Source organism: Pseudomonas sp. TH31 (assembly GCF_016650815.1).
In the GTDB taxonomy this organism is placed as follows: Bacteria; Pseudomonadota; Gammaproteobacteria; order Pseudomonadales; family Pseudomonadaceae; genus Aquipseudomonas.
Map to the genome: position 1 here is coordinate 1 of NZ_JAEKEZ010000018.1, position 19,077 is coordinate 19,077.

A 19,077-nucleotide genomic window follows, 5' to 3' on the forward strand; every position below is an offset into this window, starting at 1 on the left:
ATGCGGAAGACTTGGATGTAATGATTGCGTATGTACTGGAGCAAGAAAGACGGGGGCTGGCGGACCAATAAGGCGGGAGGCGGTGCGATTGTGCATTTTTCCTCGACAGGTGTGATGAACGGTCTGTACCGACTCGGCGCATATTCAGCCAGCTAGTGGGTTGGTCGCGGCCTGACCAAAATGGCGGCACTGGATTTTGTGCGTGGCAACATCCGGGGGGAATTCTATTCATCCTCAGCGTTCACACGCCTATGGTTGCCCCGGGTGCTACTGAGATGTACAAAGACGGATGAGAACTCCCGCCTTGTGCTCTTTATCGCATCCGACCAGAGCAGTTTCTCCACCGGCTCTGAGTTCATCGCAGATGCTGGTCAGTTGCTTGGGCCCGTATCGGACTGATGGGATATAGATCGATATAACGAATCCGGATGCCAATTAATTAGTGTGGAAGACAAATAAGGAAGAAGATGAATAAGGAAATGGAAAGGATTGCTGTCGTAACCGGTGCTAGTCGAGGCGCAGGAAAAGGCATTGCACTGGCGCTCGGCCACGCCGGGATGACGGTCTATGTCACAGGTCGCAGCCTCGCTGACGATGATACTCCGTATGGTGGCACGATCAGCGAAACCGCAGACTTGATCGACAAGGCAGGTGGCAAAGGCATCGCAGTCGCGGTCGATCATGCCGATGACGCAGCCGTTGCTTCGTTCTTCGAGCGAGTGCGCAAAGAACACGGGAAGCTCGATATTCTAGTCAATAATGCCGCAAATCTGGTTTTCACGACGATGGCGGGTGGCTTTTGGGAGAAGCCCCTCGCCGCTGTAGAACTGATTACGGTAGGTCTTCGCTCGCACTTCGTTGCGAGTTATCACGCAGCGCCTCTGCTCATCGCCAACGGCCAAGGCCTGATCGTGAACACCGGCCACTATGGGGCCGTGTCCTATTACCATGGACCCGTGTATGGTGCGCAAAAGGCCGGAGCAGACAAGATGGCCGCCGACATGGCCAAAGAGCTGCGCCCGTACAACGTCGCAGCGGTGTCGATCTGGATGGGCGGTTTGGATACGGAACGGGCTCGTGCATATCTAATGACACTTCCTCCTGAGTCACGTCCGACAGCTAAGAGGGAGTCACCTCTGTTCACGGGAAACATCATTGCTGCCCTGTACGAATCCGATCAGAGGATGCGACTTTCGGGACGTGCCCTGATTGGTGCGGAAATTGGCGCCTTTCTTGGTGTCAGCGACATAGATGGTTCGCATCCCATATCGCATCGCTACACGATGGGCGGGCCACCCGAACTTCACCCATCTCTCTTGACGTGATCAAGGAGTCGGTCAAGTTCTGATCGTAGTACGGCGACTTCCTAGGACTTCATCTCATTGGCCAACGATCCCTCGCAGGACAGGGACTCGCTGCGGGCCAATGGCCTCTCACCCCGCGAGATCCTGTAGTACCCCGGCGGCGTCGATGTCTCTTTGATCTGTCGTAGGTAAAACACCCGCAGAGTTGCACCGCGGTTTATTGCATCAACAGAATGGCAGATCTGGTGGCTCACCCAAACCTTTCGGCAGTTGCTTTCTCAATGAGCGTCAACGACACCTATGCCGCTGAAGAATGACTCACGTTCGGAATTAAAACGAGGTGCTTTGATCTGGACTCACTCTGTAATAGGTGACCTGAAGTGGTCTTTAGCGCCTTTTAATTCATCGGCGGCGCGGCCAGTAATCGGTGAAAATTATATATTTTATATCCGATGTTATTAACAAGCTTCTACAGCTCTCATATTGGTGATTTACTGGCGATTACGAATCGCGACGCTATGCTTCAATTCGTCACTGGGTAGTCGTGCTTCATCAATAATGCTTTCGATTTTCACGTCGGACTCGACTTTTTCAATAAAATCCATAATCGCAACTTCCATAAACCAATGGGGCGCACGGCCCAAGTGATTCGCTGCATTTTTTTTAGACGATTACGTGTTAGGAAATCCAATTTCCCGCCAAGTGTTGTACTAGCCATTCGGACCTCTTGTGTTTTCAAATATCAACTACAAATCCATCATGTCTTCATGCTCTGGGTGGTTGGGGTCAGCCATCACTTCAAGGAAGTCGGCATAACCTGGCCCACTGCCGAAGTCATAGAGGTAGCGAAACGTCTTTTTCCCGTTCAGCGCTTTGATCAGGGTTTTGCGGGCATCGGAGTTCACGGGTGGACCCCATCCATCGGGGTCGGGAGTTCCGTAATTCTCTCCGGCAATTTCAAATTCATGCAGATGCCCACCTTCCCAGCCCATCGCGAACTGGATCACTGTGTGCAATTTGCTCAAAGTAATGTTCTCGGGCACCGCCACGCGGCGCCAGATGGCAGGTTCGATCCATTTCAATTCAATGTGCAGTAGCAACAAATCAGGCTCGGGTTTTAGCAAGCGAACATTTTTGGCCATGGATCAGGCAGCCTCGCAGAATTCAGTAAGTGTGAGAGAAACGTTCCAGGGCAGCAGTTCGTCGACCAGATTGATCGGGTAGTCGGCGATGCGCTCCAGCACTTGTGTCGAATAGGCTGCGGGTTCAGGTCGTTGAGCTTGGCCGAACCCACCAGGCTGTAAATCGCAGCCGCTCGTTCTCCGCCGGCATCGGGACCGGCAAACAGGTAGTTTTTGCGGCCCAGCGCGACGGTGCGCAGCGCCCGTTCGGCGGCGTTGTTGTCGATTTCGATTCGGCCGTCATCGCAGTAGCGCGTTAAAGCCTGCCACCGGTTGAGGGCATAGAGGATTGCACCGCCCAATGTCGATTTTTTCGACAGTTGAGCCAGCGTCTGGTTAAGCCACGCGTGCAGGAGCTCCAGCAGTGGACTCGCCCGACTTTGCCGAACCGTTTTTCTACGATCCGGCGGTTGTCCTCGGATCTCGCTTTCGATGGCATATAGGGCAGCAATCCGTTGCCCATCACTTCGTATGCCAAGATATGCCGCTTGCCTTGGGAGTCTTCATAGGTCATGCGCATCGGTACAACACCGCACACATCGGCTACTTCAGTTTGAGAAATCACCTTGGCAACGCTCAAGATGCGTGGAATAGTTGTACTGCTCAACAGGCACTTGTTGAACTTGAACTGGATCAGCGCCTTCCTACGCCATCACCATAGTGCTAAAGCCAAAAAGTGCGAGCATTGCTACTGGAGCTTTCATGGGGGCTTTCCTTTAATTAAATTTCGATATTGGAAATCGAAAATTTGGTCGATGAGACGCACAGAGCTAATAATCGCTCTAAGCAAAACGTATTGATTACTGACGATTTCAAGCGACTTACCCGCCAGTTGAACAGCTGCTTTTTGTCCGTGATTGCGGCGTCCAATTCGGGGGGCTGACGTCGATCTATGGAGAGCTGCCGTCAACACTCTGCTCCATGTTTCCATGCATTCGCGACTGAGGGGCAGTTGAAGCACGAAATCCGCGCAGATGAGCGCCTCCAATTCATGAGAGGACGTTCTGTTTATTTCAGGGGGGGGCGCGCCAAGCGGCACTATTCGACCAGGTGCGGGGCTGGCTCAGAACCACCAAGCTACGAACAATTGCATCGGGGAGGCATTACACTACATGTAATGAATTAGTCTTTTTCCTTAAAGTCCATAAAAAAGGCTCAAATCAAAACAAGCGCTCAATTAGCGCTATTCATACCTTACCCCTCGGCATCGACTGCCCACTACAAACCGGATATGGGTGGTTCGCTAACGGTGGTTCTCCACGTCATGTCCCAGCGATTGCAAATACAATGCGAATAATTCGGGTTGCGACGAAATGCCAAGCTTTCTATAGAGATGTCGCCGATGTACCTTGACGGTTTCCGGAGAGATCATCAGAAGCCTTGCAACGGCTTTTGTGGAATGGCCGCGAAGGATGAGCAAGGCGATTTCCATCTCTCGTTCAGAGAGTACGGACGATCCGAATTGACCGAGAACGTCCCTCATCTGAGACGTTGACGCACTGCTGGTCAGTTGTAAATTCTGGCTGTATTCCTGCCAATGATGCTTCATAAACGCTAGGACCCATGGGCAGATCGTGGTCAGTATTCCGTGCTGTTCGATCAGAAAAGGCCGACTTGTGCCCAATGACAGCGACAACGTTCCCTGGCCAGGTACCTGCAAAATGAACTGTTCCTCGTCTTCCAACACATTGGCGTGGAAGTAACTGAGGAAGTACTCGGATTGGCGAAACTGGTCAGGAGCTACTTCCTCCAGGCGATGCAGTCCGCTGGAAATTCCGTCGCGACAGGCTTGGTAGAAAGGGTCGAGCTGGTATAGCCCATTGAGATAGGCAGGCAAGCCCAAACCATCATGTGGTACGGCATCGTATAGCTCCAGTACTATTGGCGCGCCACTGTTTGGATAAAAGATTGCCAACGCATTGTCGAACGGTACCCACTGCTGCAACAACAATGTCAGCTGCGTCCAAAAACGGGGCTTCCCAATATGCTCGATCACTCGGCCTAGGTTGGAGTGCATGCTGATTTCGCGAAACATCTGATGCGTCCCTGTGCCCCTCAAAAGTACAGTCGGTTTTCCTCTACTTCACATATCCGCGTCAAGAGGCGTAACTCTTTACGATGATTGGTTGTGCGCTGTTGCCCAGCTAGATTGCGTCCGGGCAGCGCCCCTCATGAAGGATGCGCTGTCGTTCTTTCTTGCAGCCTCATTCTCAAAGGAGTTCCCATGCGTGCTCGTCAACTTGGTATCACAGTAGGTTCTGGTACCACCGGCGAATTCAATACCATTACCGACGTCCCTGGTGTTCGCGTCGGCCACAGCACCCCTATCTCCGCCATCGATGGTAAGTAGGTCCGTACGGGCGTGACTGTGGTGCAGTTGCGTGCCAGCGAGGCGCGGCTCGATCCTTGTTTCGCGGGCTTGCATGTACTCAACGGCAACGGCAACGGCAACGGCAACGGAGACGCGACGGGGCTGGAATGGATTCGCGAGGTTGGCCTTCGCTACGTGTTGCACCAGTCGATAACAGCATGGCGATGCTCTGCCCAACTTGATCACAGTTGGAGTCCTGCAGGTACTGGATTGGCGCGAGCAGGGCAACAATCACCTCTAGACTCAGTGGTAACGATGGCAGCGCTCAATCCACTTGTGTGGTGCAGAGGCGGCAGCTATTTTTTTGCCCATTCGGATGCTGGTGCCATACCCAGCGAAAAAAGCCTCTCCCTCATCAGGTGTTGGCTAACGCCTGATTCCATGTTTTTTACTTCCTCCTGTAACTCACCTCACTCCAATGACTAACCCTCGCAGAGTAACCCGTTGCAGTGATTACCATGCCGTCCCGCCCCCCTCATACTCATCACCAGCCCAGCGGGGGATGTACGCAGTTTTCTAGTATTTGACTCTGGCTGGAAACATCGACTGCTCAATGAGCGGGCTCCTCCTTTTGCTTGTCACACGAGAAATTTCTTTGAGTGCCCGAGAAAGGTCGTCTTGAAGAAGGCGGTAGAGCTCTGAACAATCCACCATCAAAACTTTATCGAGTAGTCATAATGATTTGCCCTCGTGTTCTCGTCCTGGAGAGCTACCTGTCCCAACGCACTGTATTGGTACGGATGCTATATCGACTGGGCGTATGTGATGTCCTGCAAGCCAGCGAACCTGAGCAGGCAATGGACCAGATAAGCCGGGCAGGTGATGTCGACATCATTATTTGCAGCCTGGATCACAAAGGGCTCGAGGGACTGGACTTTCTTGGCCGAACTCGAGAAAAGCAGCGGGTGCAGGCGGTGGTGTTATGCGGAGAATGCAGTGCGGACTTGCACAGGGCGTTGGAGAGCTTGGGAAGTCTTTCGGGACTACCGATACTCGGAGTTTTGTCTGCGCCTTTTAAGCTCCGATCGCTCTATGAACTGTTGCTGCGCTATGGGCTACGAGGGGCGATCGGTCAGCCCTGTGCTGCGCCTCAAACTGTACTTTCAATGCTGCCCAATGAAGTGGAAATACGCCGCAGCCTGGCCTTGGGGCATTTTCGTGGCTGGTATCAACCTAAATTCGAGCTGGCCGACGCAAGCCTGGCTGGTGTCGAAGTGCTGGCGCGCTGGGAGCATCCGAGTAAAGGTGTGCTGCTGCCCAAAGATTTTCTGGCAGCCATGGTTGCCTATGACCTTATCGATGAGATGTTCAAGCAGTTACTGGACCAGGGGCTGATGTTGCTACAGACGCTCTACCAACATGCGCACCTGGGGTTGGCCTTTAATCTGCATATTTCTCAACTGATCAAGCGTGAACTTGTAGAACATATAAAAACTTCTCTCAAACGCCATAGATTCGCTGGAAGCATCTTAACATTCGAGTTGGCGGAAAATGGTCTTTCTGACCTGTGTCCAACAACAAGAAAGCATATTTTTGAGTTGCACAATATGGGCTGCAATCTGTCGCTCGACAATTTCGGTAGCGGTTTTTTTTCTCTTTCCTTGTTAAGCCAACTGCCGCTCAGCCAGATAAAGCTCGACGCAAGTGTTATCGAGGGAATAAAGGGCGCCCATGATCACGCGCTGATTTCCAGTGCCCAGGCGCTTGCCCATGCCTTGGGTAAAGGTCTTGTGATTGAGGGCATCAGCAATCGGAATATGTTGGAACGCTTGATCAATATGGGGTGCACTCTCGGGCAAGGCTACTATTTAGCCCGCCCCATGAGCGGGCATGATTTTCAGAATTGGATGAGTCAGGAAGGCATTGAAAGCCACCTGAAAAAAAATAGTTAACTTCTACTTCTTCAACATCACGCAATCCATTGGACATTTTATGTATAAGGCAATTATAGCGGACGATCACCCGCTGATCAGACTGACACTCAGAAACATCTTATGCGAACGGGGATTCGACATAGTAGCGGAAGCGGAGAACGGTGCCGAAGCCTTGCAACTGGCCCGCTTGCATGTGCCGAGCATCATGGTGCTCGATATTTCCATGCCCAAGTTGGATGGGCTTGAAGTCATCACGCGCATTGGGATGATGGACCTTCCTATCAAGATCCTGGTCTTTACCTCGCAGGCCGCAGAGATTTATTCCTTGCGCTGCTTGAAGGCTGGAGCGGCTGGTTTCGTATCAAAAACCAGCCATCTGGATGAATTGGTCAGAGCCGTTAGAGCAGTTATGGGCGGTTATAGTTTTTTCCCCAACCTGTCGGCTAGTTCAGTGCGGAGTAGTGATATTCATGTGTCGGATGCGGATCTGATCAAAAGTCTGTCGGATCGCGAGCTGAGCATAATACAGATGCTTGCGAGTGGCCTCGGAAATAAGGAAATAGGAGCAGCCCTGCTGATCAGTAATAAGACCGTCAGCGCCTACAAGGTCAAGCTTATAGAAAAGCTCCAGGTCAAATCAGTTATTTATCTGGCTGACTTTGCCAAGCGCAATAACCTGATATAGACAGATTCTTAACGGTATATATCTGCTGTTTGTTGGTTCAAACTTACTCTGCACCAAAGGTGCGCCAGCAAAACTCTAGTGTTGTTTCTTTCTGCCACCTGCTGCATCTGGTTGGCTGAGTCACGATAGTCGGCTGAAGTTAGTAAGCTTTCCGGTTTCGTTCGATGAGCTCCCTCATGTGCTTGTTTATTGTTTTTATCTTGCTTTCGGTAATTCTGAATGTTGTTCAGTATCGTCTTTCGCTTCACGCACAGAATGCATTTGCAAGTGAGTACCGTTTGCTCGAAAGGCGTTACGAACTGACTCGCAAGATATTGGATGGAACACCCCACCCGCTCTACATCCGTGATCGAATGGGGCGAATGCTCGTCTGCAATAGCAGTTACCAGAACATGATCGGTCTTAGCGAAAGGGACCTCATTGGTACCTCAGCACTTGATGCACCGCTTGCCGATAGGGCCGAGGCGGAAAACTACCACAACTATTGCCTGGAGCTGATGTGCAAAGGAGAACCCCATCTACATGATCGAGACCTGACCATGACAGATGGGCGAGCCTTGAAAATCTACCATTGGGCATTACCGTATCGAGGGTCCGACGGTGAGGTTGCCGGGATGGTCGCCGGTTGGATTGATGTCAGCGGACGCCAGCAACTGCTGCATGAGTTGAGCGAAGCCAAGAATGCCGCCGATGCGGCCAACCGGGCAAAAACTACCTTTCTGGCTACCATGAGTCATGAGATTCGCACGCCGCTGAATGCCGTTATCGGCATGCTCGAACTGGCCTTGAAGAAAGCCGAACAGGGTGTAACCGACCGCTTCGCTATCGAGGTGGCGTCTGGTACCGCAAAGGACCTACTCGGCCTGATAGGAGATATCCTTGATATCTCCCGCATCGAGTCTGGAAAGCTTTCGCTGGCGCCGGAACGCGCCAATCTGCTGAATATCGTGGAGTCGGTGACCCGGGTATTTGAGGGCGTCGCCAAGCAGAAACATTTGTACTTGGTCGTGGAGCTGGACGCTTACTCGGATCGCGACGTATGGATAGACCCTTTGCGGTTCAAGCAGATCCTTTCCAATCTGTTGAGCAACGCGATCAAGTTCACTGAAGAGGGGAGTGTCTGGGTGAAGATGCGTGCCGAGGCAGCTTCGGATGGCAAGTCTATCCAGATAACCCTCAGGGTCGAGGACAGCGGAATCGGCATCTCCCGGCAGGACCAGCAAATCCTGTTCAACCCTTTTGCCCAAGCCAGCAACAATCCGCAGTCCTCTTACAGTGGGTCGGGGTTGGGCCTGATGATCAGCCGCTCGCTGTGCGAAATGATGGGGGAACCCTGACCCTTTCCAGTTCCTTTGGCGAAGGCACGCAAGTTGTGGTCGTTCTGCGCCTGCCTGTTCTCCAGCCACTGGTTGAACGGCCAATAGTCGAGGAGTTGCCAGTGGATACCAGGGAGCGGAGCCTGCGTGTCCTGGTGGTGGATGACTATCCCGCGAATCGTCTTCTGCTGTGCCAGCAGATGAGCTATCTGGGGTATCAGGTCGAAGATGCCGTGGACGGCGCCCACGGCCTTCGGGCATGGCGCAATCGTCACTTCGATGTGGTCATCACCGACTGCCATATGCCGATCATGAATGGCTATAACCTGGCACAGGCAATCCGGGAAGAGGAGTCTGTCCGTGGGCTGGAGCCCTGCTTGATCCTGGGGCTCACCGCCAATGCGCAACCTGAAGAAAAGCTGCGTTGTCTGGAGGCAGGCATGGATGAGTGCCTGTTCAAGCCGATCGGCCTGAAGGCGCTGGAGGCCTGGCTTAGTGCCGCGCCCGAAGTGATGAATCCTGCGAGGGCCGAGCTTGAGGCTCGGGATGATGGCATCGAGGAGATTGACCTCACCAATCTTGAGCAACTGACCCGTGGTAACAAAGACGCTATAAGAAAGATTCTGCAGGAGTTGGACACCAACAATGAAGAGGACATGACATGCCTACAGAAGTTGTTCGCCCAACATGATGTGCAAGGACTCTCCAATCTCGCCCATCGAATCAAAGGTGGGGCCAGAATCATCAGATATTCAGCCTTGACTCAGTGCTGCGAAGAGGTCGAGGCCGCTTGTCGCGAAGAGGAGCGTGCGGCTCTCACAGAATCGATCAACAGTCTCTATCAGTGCATGGAGCGGTTGTCTTTCTACCTCAGGACTAAATATCGCCTCAACGATGGGCGTGATTATGCTTGAGTCGCGGACTGCTAAATCCTAGGCAAGATAATTCTGAGCTATCGCGAGAATTTTCCCGCTGCGCGGTAGTCTTTTCCTAGCGCATCTGACGCCCACTACCCACACAATTGCGTAGGTGTTATTCACGCCCGCACGGCTTTACAAAAACTCATACAGGCGTTTTTGTCTACCACCATGATTCACTCTGCTGAATTTACTTCTGTGTAATGAGGTGGGGCTGTAAATATTATCTCAGTTCTTCTGCAGAACCAGAAGAGTTCAGATCCCATGCGCACATGTATATCGACACATAGTTAATCAGCTTGCATGTAAGGCTGTTGTCTCAAAAAGCAATAGCACGGTGCTTGTGCCGTTAAGCGAAGCAGTTAAATGTTTTCAAAAATCTACTTAACCTGAAGGAAATACCGCTATGAAGAAAAGTTTGATCGCTGTAGCACTGCTGACTGGTTGCGCATTTGCAGGCATGGCCAACGCCTATGATGGCACCATCAACTTCATCGGCAGTATTAATGATGCAGCGTGCACCGTTACTGCAAACACCGCCAACCAGACCGTCACATTGGGTACTGTCAAAACCTCGGCCCTGCCTAGTGTAGGCGCTACCGCTGCTCCAACGCGCTTCAACATTGTGCTGACCTCTTGCCCGGCAAGCGTCACCAGCGCCACCATCAAGTTCGACGGCCCGGCCAACCCTGCGAACAGCAGCCTGCTGGCTCTGACCAACACCAATGGCGCGGCAACCGGTGTCGGTATCGGCTTGTATGAGCAGGACGCCGTTACTCAGATCCCGGTAGGTAGTGCGTCGGCAAGTAAGCCACTTTCGATCACTGCTGATACTACGTACAACTTCATTGCCAAGTATGTTGCGACTAGCGCTACTGTCGCAGCAGGTTCCGCGAATGCTGTCAGCAACTTCACCGTCACTTACAACTAAGTCGTAAAGCTCGGGCATTAGCTACTTAATGCCCGGCACGACTGAGTGAAAAATTCGTACCAACTTCCCTGGAAAAGAGCAGGGAATGAGGACAATTCAAGGAGCATTTATCAATGCGTTGGCTCAAGTCCGTTTGTATCACCGGCTGTCTCTTGGGTATTGCCCATACTTCCTGGGCCGGCGTGGTGGTGGGCGGAACTCGTGTGGTGTATGACGGCTCGAAAAAGAAGCCTCCATCTCGGTCATGAACCCGGAAAAAACCACACCCTATCTGATCCAGTCCTGGGTCGAGAGTACGTCGGATGCCGCCACTCAGAAGGCCCCTTTCATCATCACACCGCCACTGTTTCGCCTCGATGCAGGGCAAGAAAACGTGCTGCGAATTATCCGTTCCGGTGGCACCTTTCCAGAAAACAAGGAGTCAGTGTTCTGGGTCAATATCAAGTCGATTCCTGCCACGGAAAAATCTGACACCAATCAATTACAGATTTCGGTAAAAACCCGAATCAAATTGTTCTACCGTCCGCTCGGTTTGTCCGGCTCCGCCAGTGATGCCTATAAATCCCTGAAGTTCAGCCGCTCTGGAAACCAATTGCAGGTCAACAATCCAACGCCTTACCACGTTTCTTTTTATCGCGTGAGCGTGGGTAAAGCCGAGATTGAAAATGCCGGCATGGTGGCGCCACAAAGTTCACTGACATGGACAATTCCGGCCGGTGCGACTGGTGTTGCAAGTTGGCAGTCGATCAATGATTTCGGCGGTATCTCTCCGGATGTTAGTGCGCCACTCTGATTAAGTTCAGAGGCCTGAATCCCCCTCGCTGAATTAAATATCAATCCGCTGGATCAATTGTCCGCAGCCAGTGGGAGCGGCTTGCATGCCATACAGTTGAGTGGAGTTTATTGACATGAAAAAAATTATCAAAGTCCTGTGCCACAGCTAAAAGCAGGTGGTCGCTCATATGCGTTCACTCCCACGCGTCTGACGACATTAGTAGCAACCCAATTCGTTCTGGGGATTAGTTTACAACCCGCCTCGGTATTGGCGCAGGACTATTTCAACCCTCAGGCATTGGAAATAGATACTCTCAGCCAGCAGTCCATCGACCTTGAGCGTTTTTCCAGCCAGGGCGGGCAGCTTCCCGGTACCTACCGGGTTGATATTTTTCTGAACGATACTCGCATTAGCAATCGTGACGTCAACTTTGTCGATGTCGAAGGCAAGTTGCAGCCCGAGTTGACGACTCAGCAATTAAAAGACTTGGGCGTCAAACTCGAAGCCTTCCCAACGCTACACCAATTACCGGAAGCGCAAACGATCACCAAACTTCGGGACTATATTCCGGACGCCAGCAGTCGGTTCAACTTCGGCGAGCAACGCCTGGATATCAGTATTCCGCAAGCGGCGCTGAGCAAGGAAGCCCGTGGTTATGTGGACCCCAGCACCTGGGACCAAGGGCTGACGGCTGGCTTGCTGAACTACAACTTCAGTGGCGCGAATACTTCGCGCGACAACCGTTCGGGGACCGACGACAGTTATTACCTGAACCTGCGCAGCGGGTTGAACTTGGGTGCGTGGCGGCTGCGCAACTATTCCACCTACAACCAGAGCAGCGGCAAAAGCGGCTGGGACAACGTCAACAGCTATGCCCGGCGGGATATTCACTCGTTAAAGGGTCAACTGACCCTGGGCGACAGCTCGACGCCCGGCGATGTGTTCACCAGTGTCCAGTACCGAGGGGCGCAGTTGGCATCAGAAGACAACATGTTTCCCGACAGCCTGAAAGGTTTTGCCCCCGTGGTGCGTGGCATCGCGCAGAGTAATGCCCAGGTAACCGTGCGGCAAAACGGATACATCATCTATCAGACCTATGTGCCGGCCGGTGCTTTCACCATTACCGACCTCTATCCCACATCGTCCAGCGGTGATATGGAAGTCACCATTACCGAGGCCGACGGTACCGAACGACGCTCCCTCCAGCCGTTTTCTGCCGTGCCCGTCATGTTGCGTGAAGGGCGCCTGAAGTACTCGGTGACCGCGGGTGAATACCGTTCGACGGCCAGCGAGAGTAGCAAGCCGGCCTTCGCCCAGGGCACGATGATCTACGGTATGCCTTATGACTCCACGCTGTACGGTGGCTTGCTGGCGTCTGGAAAATATTCCGCGACCAGCCTGGGGGTCGGCCATGGGTTTGGTGACTGGGGTTCGCTGTCCACCGATGTGGCACAGGCCAAGACCGAATTGCACGATGGCTCCCGTCATAATGGCCAGTCGTATCGCATTCAATACGCCAAGGACATCGCAGCCACGGGTACCACCTTTACCTTGGCCGGTTACCGTTACTCCACTAGCGGTTACTACGACTTCCAGGAAGCCAATGAAATCGATCCTGGCAACTTCAATGATTTGCGCCGGATCTATAACAAGCGCAGCAAGGCGCAGATCAACATCAGTCAGTCGCTGGGCGAGTACGGCAACTTCTATGTCAACGGTTATCAGCAGGACTTCTGGCGGCAAAAGGGCTACGAACGCAGCCTGAGCACCGGTTACAACCTGAGCTACAACGGCATCAGCTACGGTGTGGACTACACCTATACCCAGGCGCCGATCTATGAAGGTCGCAACAGCAAAGATCAACAACTGTCCTTTAGCGTGCAGGTTCCCTTGGAGAAAGTGCTGCCTAACAGCTGGGCTCGCTACAACTTCAACACTAGCAAGAAGGGCAATACCACCCAGGATGTGAGCCTGAGCGGCACCGCCCTGGCGGACAACAACCTGAACTACAACGTACAGCAGGGCTATGCCAACCAGGGCATCGGCTCGAGTGGCAGTGCCAGCGCCAACTACAAGGGCTCCTATGGCGAAGCCGGGCGGGCTACAACTATGACAAGAACTCGCAACAGGTGAACTACGGGTTCCAGGGCGGAGTCGTGGCCCACCCTTACGGCGTGACCTTCTCCCAGGAACAAGGCGAGACGATCGCCTTGGTCCGCGCGCCGGGCGCGGCGGATACGAAGGTGCAAAATAATACCGGGGTGCGCACGGACTGGCGGGGTTACGCAGTGGTGCCGTACGTCAGCACCTATCGCAAGAATCGTGTCGCGCTGGATAGCGAGACGCTGGCGGAAGATGTGGACATCGACACCAACACCCAGACGGTTATTCCAACCAATGGTGCGGTGGTACTGGCCAACTTTAAAACTCGCGTGGGCAGCCGCGTGCTGATGACACTGAACTACCGGGGCAAACCCGTACCGTTTGGCGCCACCGCCTCCCTGCTGCAAGAGGGCGGTGCCATGGACAACAGCGGCATTGTCGGTACGGATGGCCAGGTGTACCTGAGTGGCGTTCCGGAAAAAGGTCAGTTGCTGGTTAAGTGGGGCAATACGGCGAGCCAGCAGTGTCAGGTTGACTTCGCCTTGCCAAAAGTAAATCCCCCATCATCAGTGGCGACATCCGATTTTATTTGTCGATAATCGGACACTTAGAGAGTAAGTAAATGAGAAACATCGAAGCAGTTATTGCCTCGCTACTTGGTATGCTGATAATTCTTCCCGGGGCAGCTTGGGCTGCATGCGCTTACGAATCTGGCGAGAGTAAGGACACAAAAACTATTAACTTCGGAACTGTGACGGTTCAGCGAGATACTCCCCTTGGAGCGGTCCTGTCAACCAAATCAGTAAGTTTTCAAAGTGGGAGCTACATCTGCTCATCGACTTATAATATTACCGGAAATATAGGTAAATTCAAAACCTTCAGCTCTTATGGGAAAAACGTTTATAGCACTAACATCGCCGGCGTGGGGCTATTGTTAGAATACATTTTTCATGAGACTACCTATCCATATCCATTTACGTTTCAATATGGCCAAGGCAATTGGTATCATTACGGCGTCGTTAATGCCTCTTTAATCAAGACATCAGTTGGCTCTACTGGTAGCGGCACCTTGACCCCTGGCACATTGGCATTTGATAACGCCGACACCCTTAGGCTTTTTGATCTAAATTTGACAGGAATCAACAATATTGTTCCTGTCGCTTGCTCAGTCACTAATACCGCCATCAATGTACCGATGGGGAATGTACAGCGCAGCACATTTACAGGCGTAGGGTACATAGCGAGTCCGGTTCAGTTCCTTATCCCGCTTAACTGCGACGCTGGTACTCGGGTTAATTTAAGACTAGACGCGACCACTGATAGTTCTGGTGTGCCGGGGGTGATGGCAATTAATTCATCCGCCACGGGCAATGCCGCCAGTGGAGTGGGGATAAAAATCACACGCGATGGTGCACCAGTGACCTTTGGTGAAACAGTCCCGGTAGGAGTAATGGCTAATAGTGGCACGTACAACATTCCGTTTGTTGCGCAGTATTATCAGACCAGCCCCAATGTCAAGGCCGGCTTGGCCAACGGAACAGCAACTTTTACCATGACGTATAACTGATTTCCCTACCTGTACTTATGTCGCATGCCGTTGCGGAGCTATCAAACATCAACGACCACCAGAACAAGGCGTTGGTGCAGCACACCGAAAGACACGATTTTTCCGTTACCGATTAACGTTGCGATTTGAAAACAACCGATTCAAGCCACCTAGCAACCTGAACCCTGTGGCGCCAGAGCAAGGAGCTGGACCAAGCACATGCGCAGTGAGTACTTCATCAGATCAGATTGTTGCGTTTGGCCACGTCTGACAGATACACCAGGGAGTTCACATTGAGCTTCTCGAACAGTCGGGCTTTATACATGCGTTTGATCTTATTGCTGAGCAGCATGTCTTCGCCGATCTGCTTGTTGCTCAAGCCTTTGGCAAGCTGCTGCAGGATCAACAGTTCCTTGGAGGAGAGGCTCTTGAACAAGTCCAGTTCGGTGGCTTCCATGCCCCCTCGGCGCACCGAGTTCAGGGTCAGGTCAGGAAAAAAGGTATTGCCAGACACAGCGATTCTCGTGGATTGGGTCCAATGGCTCTTCCAGCCAAAATTCAATCTGAAAACAGATGCAGTCATTGGTGTTGAAGTGCTGGCCCGCTGGCGACATGCGTCCGGCAAAACTCTGATACCTGCTTGTTTCGTGACCATGCTGGAACGCTGCGACTTGCTCGATGAACTGCTGCGCCAGCAACTGTATCAGGGGCTGGCCCTGCAACAGCAATTGAGGGCGCAGGGGCATGAGCTCAATTTCGTCTTCAATCTGCACGCAGTGCAATGGTCCAACGTTATGCTCGCTTCACAGATCCGAACCTTGCTCAGCGAGTACGGCGCGCGCGGTTCGAGCCTGACCTTCGAGTTGACTGAGAGTGACCTGCTGCAAGCGCCGGAAACCAGCCTGGAGTGCCTGTTTAGCTTGCAGATGATGGATTGCCGGTTGTCGATCAAGAATTTCGGCACCGACTATTCTTCGCTGCAGCGCTTGTTCCGGTTGCCGTTCAACGAAATCAAGCTGGGTGCTGGGTTCGTCCAAACACTGCCCCATGAGCTACGTTGCCAGGCGGTGGTCGGCAGCACCTTGGCGCTGGGTGAAGCCCTGGGGGTGGCGGTTGTAGCGGAGGGCATCGAGACCGGCGAGCAACGGCGACACCTACTAAACATGGGCTGTACGCAAGGGCAGGGGGATTGGTATGTCAGGCCCATGAGTGGCGCGGACCTGCTCCAATGGCTCGGGCGGGCCCAACAAAGTAGCCCGCGCGCATGACCAGCAAGGCTCTGCGCGTCCTCCTCGCCGATGTGCATCACAGAGCAATTGTTGCGTATCGAAAAACTACTAAAATCGACCGGGACATGCCAAGTAATTTTCTCGCTCAAGTCCGGTGGGGAGCGCATGGATGTTCGCCTTCTTTACGCTGAGTTTCAAATAAACGAGTGCAGCTCTGCTGGGGTTCATTTACACAGCCGGTCCGCTGGTAGCTACGAGTGTTGTATAAACCACGGTCACCGCACTGTGTAGTTATCTGCCATAGGTGGCCTAGTTAACACTACATTTAATATAGGCATTGCCATCGTCGAAAAAAATACGCCGCTGGGGGATTAAAAGAGCTTCGATCACGTCGTTCTGGAAACGCTGCTTGCTGGTTGGCTTACTTAGGGTAGACATACCGCTCTTTGCGGGATAACTGGCGTTGGTCTTTTAAGGTCTATGGCATTTTCTCTCTGTCTCCGAGAAATTTCCTGTAGGGATAGAGCTGTTTCTACTGTTGGCCCCAAGGGTACTCCCGGAAAATTGGCGGATTCCCCTCGCAACCGGGTGCCCTCTAATGTCCAGCATGCTGCTCCGTGTTCCGGGGCTTGAAGATCCTTTAGTTCAACGTTCTGTTATTTTCAGTTCATTGGTGCAGTTGGATCGTGCTGGGGGGCTGGAGTACTGGCAACGTTTGTCTTGAGATACTGAATATAACTACCTGACCGCATGGGTCAAGACTTATGCGGACGGCACCCTGCGTCTAAGTTTTGGAGATTGGTTTGCGCCAAATTGAAAATGAATAAATTTTTTTCTGTGGTCTGGAGTTTTTCACTGGGGTGCTGGGTGGTGGCCTCGGAGTTTGCGTCGAGGAGTAAACAGAAATCAACCACCAGTTCTTCTGCTAACTCTGTAGGTAGGAGCGCTAAAAAAGGACTAATAGCAATCAGTCTGTTAGGTGGTGGTGTTTTACTTGCCCCTATAGGTGCAATGGGTGCAGCTCCTGACTTTAATTGCACCGAACTCACTTATGTATACCGATGCTCGCCGACTGACGTTCGAGGACTTGAGTTTCTCGCTAACCCTGACGGTAGTTCCTATGGCGAGAATATGGTCTTATCGGGTGTGAGCGTTGAGGACTATCAAGTTAGAAATTATTTTGTAGGTAATGCGGACACTACCAATACGTCCAACATCTGGTTGGGTGACTCTGGAGCAACCGCTTCTACAACCACCATTTACGCAAATAAGTTTGCCTTTGGTGATGCGTCTACTGTGGCCAACGGGGTCAATGCCATAGCCTTTGGGGTAGGGGCATCCTCCGTTTCCGATGCGGTAGCCATTGGTACTGCTTCCAGTGCTCTGGCTGTCAATGCACTCGCTTTTGGTAAGTCGGCAACAGCGCAAAGTGCCTCTGCCATGGCTCTGGGGGCGGGCTCGACCGCCAGTAATGCCAATGATGTGGCGTTGGGGGCGGGCAGTGTGACCGCCGCACCCCATGCCGGTACCTCCGCCTTTTATGGCGCTGCCGCCCAAGGCGTTGCCAGCGCGGCCAACGGTGTCGTGTCGGTGGGGGCCGCAGGCACGGAGCGGCAGATCCAGAATGTCGCCGCCGGGGTGCTGTCCGCTACCAGCACTGATGCGGTGAATGGTTCTCAACTGAATTCGGTGGTGACTGGTGTCAATAAACTCGGCGTCAGCACCGCCAGCACTCTGGGGGGGGCCACCTATTCGGCCACTACGGGGCAGATTAGTGGTTTCAGCCGACCGATCAACAGTGTCAGCGCCACCGGAGTGGTTGGCGCAACCACTGCCCAAACCAGTGTGGCGGGGGCGCTGACCGCGCTGAACAGCGATGTGGTCAACACGGCCAATATCGCGGTGAAATACGATGCTCTGGGCGGCAATTCCATTACCCTGGGGGCCACCGGTGGCGCAGGAGCTCCGGCCGGCGGTGTGAAAATCACCAACCTGACGGCTGGCACCTTGAGTGCGGCATCGACCGATGCGGTCAACGGCTCGCAGTTGTATGCCACCAACCAGGCCGTCAACAACATCATCAACAATGGCACTAGCACCAAGTACTTCCACGCCAACTCGACCCTGGCGGACAGTACCGCCACGGGGACCGATAGTGTGGCGGTCGGCCCGACTGCCAGTGCTTCGGCAACCAACTCGATTGCCGTGGGTAATGGTGCCATCGCCAGCGTGGCCAACTCGGTAGCCCTGGGCAGTGGCGCAACCACTGCTGCAGCCGTGGCTAACACCAGTGGTTTGATTAACGGCACCACTTACACTTACGCCGGTGGTGCGCCGGTGGGTGTCCTGAGTGCGGGCGCCGTGGGTTCGGAGCGCCAGGTCAGCAACGTGGCGGCGGGACGAGTCAGTGCGACCAGCACTGATGCGGTCAACGGCAGCCAGCTGTTCGCCACCAACACGTCGATGAGTACTCTCGGCACTCAAACCACGACCCTGGGCAACACCTCGGCCAGTACCCTGGGCGGCGGCGCGACCTATTCGCCTGCTACTGGTCTTACTGGTTTCAGCCAGTCGATCAACACTGTCAGCAGCACTGGTGCAGTAGGTTCCACCACGGCCCAAACCAGCGTAGCGGGGGCCCTAACCGCGCTGAACAGCGATGTGGTCAACACGGCCAATATCGCGGTGAAATACGATGCCCTGGGCGGCAACACCATTACCCTGGGGGCCATCGGTGGCACGGGGACTCCGGCTGGCGGTGTGAAAATCACCAACCTGACGGCTGGCACCTTGAGTGCGGCATCGACCGATGCAGTCAACGGCGCACAGTTGTATGCGACCAATC

General features: G+C 53.3%; 14 protein-coding genes and 5 pseudogenes. 14 read left to right on the forward strand and 5 right to left on the reverse strand.

Annotated features, from left to right (window positions below):
* Positions 1–467: 467 nt before the first annotated feature.
* Entirely contained in the window at positions 468–1,325 is an 858-nt protein-coding gene (locus JFV26_RS14470; RefSeq protein WP_201193384.1) for an SDR family NAD(P)-dependent oxidoreductase, read from the forward strand.
* Between the two features lie 725 nt (positions 1,326–2,050).
* Here the strand turns inward: JFV26_RS14470 and JFV26_RS14475 are convergent.
* The 4 genes and pseudogenes from JFV26_RS14475 to JFV26_RS14490 all read right to left on the reverse strand — a co-directional run bounded on the left by JFV26_RS14475 (position 2,051) and on the right by JFV26_RS14490 (position 4,520).
* On the reverse strand, positions 2,051–2,446 hold the full coding sequence (locus JFV26_RS14475; protein ID WP_201193386.1) for a plasmid pRiA4b ORF-3 family protein: 396 nt from the start codon (positions 2,444–2,446) through the stop codon (positions 2,051–2,053).
* A gap of 3 nt (positions 2,447–2,449) precedes the next feature.
* Positions 2,450–2,943: pseudogene (locus JFV26_RS14480) on the reverse strand (IS66 family transposase); the annotation flags it as partial.
* Positions 2,937–3,144, reverse strand: a pseudogene (locus JFV26_RS33205) (DUF2790 domain-containing protein); the annotation flags it as partial. The pseudogenes JFV26_RS33205 and JFV26_RS14480, both read right to left, overlap by 7 nt.
* Before the next feature lie 584 nt (positions 3,145–3,728).
* A complete protein-coding gene (locus JFV26_RS14490) occupies positions 3,729–4,520 on the reverse strand; it encodes a response regulator transcription factor (protein WP_201193389.1) in 792 nt (263 codons plus the stop codon).
* Positions 4,521–4,709: 189 nt separating this feature from the next.
* Here JFV26_RS14490 and JFV26_RS14495 point away from each other — a divergent pair.
* The 10 genes and pseudogenes from JFV26_RS14495 to JFV26_RS14530 all read left to right on the forward strand — a co-directional run.
* Positions 4,710–4,985 (forward strand): annotated as a pseudogene (locus tag JFV26_RS14495) (P1 family peptidase); the annotation flags it as partial.
* Between the two features lie 668 nt (positions 4,986–5,653).
* A complete protein-coding gene (locus JFV26_RS14500; protein ID WP_201193391.1) occupies positions 5,654–6,748 on the forward strand; it encodes an EAL domain-containing response regulator in 1,095 nt (364 codons plus the stop codon).
* Between the two features lie 40 nt (positions 6,749–6,788).
* Positions 6,789–7,415, forward strand: a complete 627-nt coding sequence (locus JFV26_RS14505) for a response regulator transcription factor (RefSeq protein WP_201193393.1) — start codon at positions 6,789–6,791, stop codon at positions 7,413–7,415.
* 164 nt (positions 7,416–7,579) lie between these two features.
* Entirely contained in the window at positions 7,580–8,752 is a 1,173-nt protein-coding gene (locus JFV26_RS33560; protein ID WP_242487834.1) for a PAS domain-containing sensor histidine kinase, read from the forward strand.
* Between the two features lie 35 nt (positions 8,753–8,787).
* Complete coding sequence (locus tag JFV26_RS33565) at positions 8,788–9,645, forward strand: response regulator (protein WP_342215456.1); 858 nt, start codon at positions 8,788–8,790, stop codon at positions 9,643–9,645.
* A gap of 409 nt (positions 9,646–10,054) precedes the next feature.
* The gene (locus tag JFV26_RS14515; protein WP_201193395.1) at positions 10,055–10,579 is read left to right on the forward strand and encodes a fimbrial protein; all 525 of its coding nucleotides are present in this window, start codon (positions 10,055–10,057) and stop codon (positions 10,577–10,579) included.
* Positions 10,580–10,823: 244 nt separating this feature from the next.
* Complete coding sequence (locus JFV26_RS14520) at positions 10,824–11,372, forward strand: fimbrial biogenesis chaperone (protein ID WP_242487835.1); 549 nt, start codon at positions 10,824–10,826, stop codon at positions 11,370–11,372.
* Positions 11,373–11,510: 138 nt separating this feature from the next.
* Positions 11,511–13,717 (forward strand): annotated as a pseudogene (locus JFV26_RS14525) (fimbria/pilus outer membrane usher protein); the annotation flags it as partial.
* 87 nt (positions 13,718–13,804) lie between these two features.
* On the forward strand, positions 13,805–14,056 hold the full coding sequence (locus JFV26_RS33570; RefSeq protein ID WP_242487838.1) for a FimD/PapC C-terminal domain-containing protein: 252 nt from the start codon (positions 13,805–13,807) through the stop codon (positions 14,054–14,056).
* A gap of 23 nt (positions 14,057–14,079) precedes the next feature.
* Positions 14,080–15,024 (forward strand): fimbrial protein, encoded by a 945-nt coding sequence (locus tag JFV26_RS14530; protein ID WP_201193397.1) that lies wholly within the window; start codon positions 14,080–14,082, stop codon positions 15,022–15,024.
* Between the two features lie 217 nt (positions 15,025–15,241).
* Here JFV26_RS14530 and JFV26_RS33575 read toward each other — a convergent pair whose 3' ends face one another.
* Positions 15,242–15,517, reverse strand: a complete 276-nt coding sequence (locus JFV26_RS33575; protein WP_342215457.1) for a LuxR C-terminal-related transcriptional regulator — start codon at positions 15,515–15,517, stop codon at positions 15,242–15,244.
* On the opposite strand from JFV26_RS33575, the gene JFV26_RS33580 reads away from it, so the two are divergent.
* The 3 genes and pseudogenes from JFV26_RS33580 to JFV26_RS14540 all read left to right on the forward strand — a co-directional run.
* Positions 15,507–16,271, forward strand: a complete 765-nt coding sequence (locus JFV26_RS33580) for an EAL domain-containing protein (RefSeq protein WP_242487836.1) — start codon at positions 15,507–15,509, stop codon at positions 16,269–16,271. The genes JFV26_RS33575 and JFV26_RS33580 overlap by 11 nt on opposite strands.
* Positions 16,272–17,051: 780 nt before the next feature.
* Positions 17,052–17,168, forward strand: a pseudogene (locus JFV26_RS34880) (ESPR-type extended signal peptide-containing protein); the annotation flags it as partial.
* Positions 17,169–17,672: 504 nt separating this feature from the next.
* Positions 17,673–19,077: beta strand repeat-containing protein (locus JFV26_RS14540; protein WP_446739928.1), on the forward strand; the 1,405-nt coding region annotated here is incomplete at its 3' end.

Bases quoted from the DNA above. Each gene is read 5' to 3' on its own strand.
- JFV26_RS33560 (WP_242487834.1), top strand. From the start codon at position 7,580: ATGAGCTCCCTCATGTGCTTGTTTATTGTTTTTATCTTGCTTTCGGTA.
- JFV26_RS14530 (WP_201193397.1), top strand. From the start codon at position 14,080: ATGAGAAACATCGAAGCAGTTATTGCCTCGCTACTTGGTATGCTGATA.
- JFV26_RS14500 (WP_201193391.1), top strand. From the start codon at position 5,654: ATGGACCAGATAAGCCGGGCAGGTGATGTCGACATCATTATTTGCAGC.
- JFV26_RS14505 (WP_201193393.1), top strand. From the start codon at position 6,789: ATGTATAAGGCAATTATAGCGGACGATCACCCGCTGATCAGACTGACA.
- JFV26_RS14490 (WP_201193389.1), bottom strand. From the start codon at position 4,520: ATGTTTCGCGAAATCAGCATGCACTCCAACCTAGGCCGAGTGATCGAG.
- JFV26_RS14515 (WP_201193395.1), top strand. From the start codon at position 10,055: ATGAAGAAAAGTTTGATCGCTGTAGCACTGCTGACTGGTTGCGCATTT.
- JFV26_RS14475 (WP_201193386.1), bottom strand. From the start codon at position 2,446: ATGGCCAAAAATGTTCGCTTGCTAAAACCCGAGCCTGATTTGTTGCTA.
- JFV26_RS14470 (WP_201193384.1), top strand. From the start codon at position 468: ATGAATAAGGAAATGGAAAGGATTGCTGTCGTAACCGGTGCTAGTCGA.
- JFV26_RS33570 (WP_242487838.1), top strand. From the start codon at position 13,805: ATGACACTGAACTACCGGGGCAAACCCGTACCGTTTGGCGCCACCGCC.
- JFV26_RS14520 (WP_242487835.1), top strand. From the start codon at position 10,824: ATGAACCCGGAAAAAACCACACCCTATCTGATCCAGTCCTGGGTCGAG.